The following is a 1,292-nucleotide window of genomic DNA, read 5'->3' as shown; positions in this document are numbered from 1 at the left end:
CGCTCCTGGCAATGGAAGAAGGGCGAAGGCGGCTGCTTTTCGGGAAGCAGGAAAGGGCCGGAACGCAAGAGGCTGGTCAGGATGATGATCGTCTGGACGTGCCGGAAAACTGAATCTGGATGAGGGGATGGTTCCATCATGAGCGAGACGGATCCGGCAGCCCGTGCGTTTGAGGATCTGTGCGCCGAAATGACGGTGCTCCGGCGCAGCGTGGAAGCGCTGCCCCAGGCATGGCGGGACAACCGGCCGCCAGACTACACACCGGACCTGGCCAGACTGGTGAAAGCCCTGAACGACGTGGGCGCGCGCATGAAGGCGATCGAGGCCAGTCCGACGCTGAAGATGACGCCGCAGGCCTATGGGCAGGGGGTACGCCAGGCAGGGCTTTCTGTCAGTCAGGACATGCAGGCTGCCTTTCATACCGCGATCCGTGCGGTGCAGGTGGAACGACAGCAACTGACCGACATTGTCGGGCAGGCGCGCACCCAGGACCGTCAGAACTGGTGGGTGCTGAAGGTCGGGCTGGCCTGTCTGGCTGTCGGGATCGCGTTCTCGCCTATCCTGACCTATCTCCTGCCGTCATCACTGGGGACGCGCGTGGCCTCCTTTATCGTGGGCGGGCAGGATCGGTGGGAATCCGGTGCGTTGATGATGGAGGCCGACAATCCCGAAAGCCTGCGGCATATGGTCCGGGCCAACCGGCTTGTGGATGCCAGTCAGGACCGGATCGCCGCCTGCCAGAAAACAGCCAACGAGACGAAGGTGGACCAGCCCTGTGTCCTGACCATCCGGCCGGGTGGGTCGTAGGACGAACGTGACCCTGAGAGCCGTATTTGACAGACCAACCGTTTTGCGACCTGACGGCCTTCCCGACCACGACCCATAGACATATTCGGAACTGACATTACGCCTATCCATAAATGCCTGGTCTTCATACATCATTGCACCGTTGGTACGGGCATGCAGGAAAGGGGCTGCGAAAACCCGAGCCCCTTTAGCCATAACCCAGGTTGCAACAATGGAATGGCGGAGAAATGTCGCGTTAAAGGAAATTCGGTTTCTTTTACATGGCAGGAAAACGTGTTATTAATTACCTGTTTTTCTAACACGTAAGAATGATCATGTTAACGCCCACCTACGAGATTCATCGCTTGCCACCTCAGGTGGAGGCCATCGTGTGGAAAGTACGCTAAACAACGTTTAGCATGAACAGTAGAAGAACGTCTGGGTAGCGTGATCTTGCCTGAGGGCAAGCCGCTGTTTCTTTGTTGAACAACGGCAAGCAGCACGGA

1 protein-coding gene is annotated in these 1,292 nt (G+C 58.1%); it reads left to right on the top strand.

Translation table 11 applies throughout. From position 1 onward, the window contains the following. The first annotated feature begins 138 nt into the window (after positions 1-138). Entirely contained in the window at positions 139-807 is a 669-nt protein-coding gene (locus OQZ28_RS17515) for a DUF6118 family protein (protein ID WP_039733719.1), read from the top strand. Positions 808-1,292 lie beyond the last annotated feature (485 nt).

This window comes from Komagataeibacter sp. NFXK3, assembly GCF_054182245.1.
This window is presented reverse-complemented; position numbering and strand designations above follow the sequence as displayed.

Excerpts from the sequence above, each read along its gene's own strand:
- OQZ28_RS17515 (WP_039733719.1), top strand. The coding sequence starts at position 139 with ATGAGCGAGACGGATCCGGCAGCCCGTGCGTTTGAGGATCTGTGCGCC.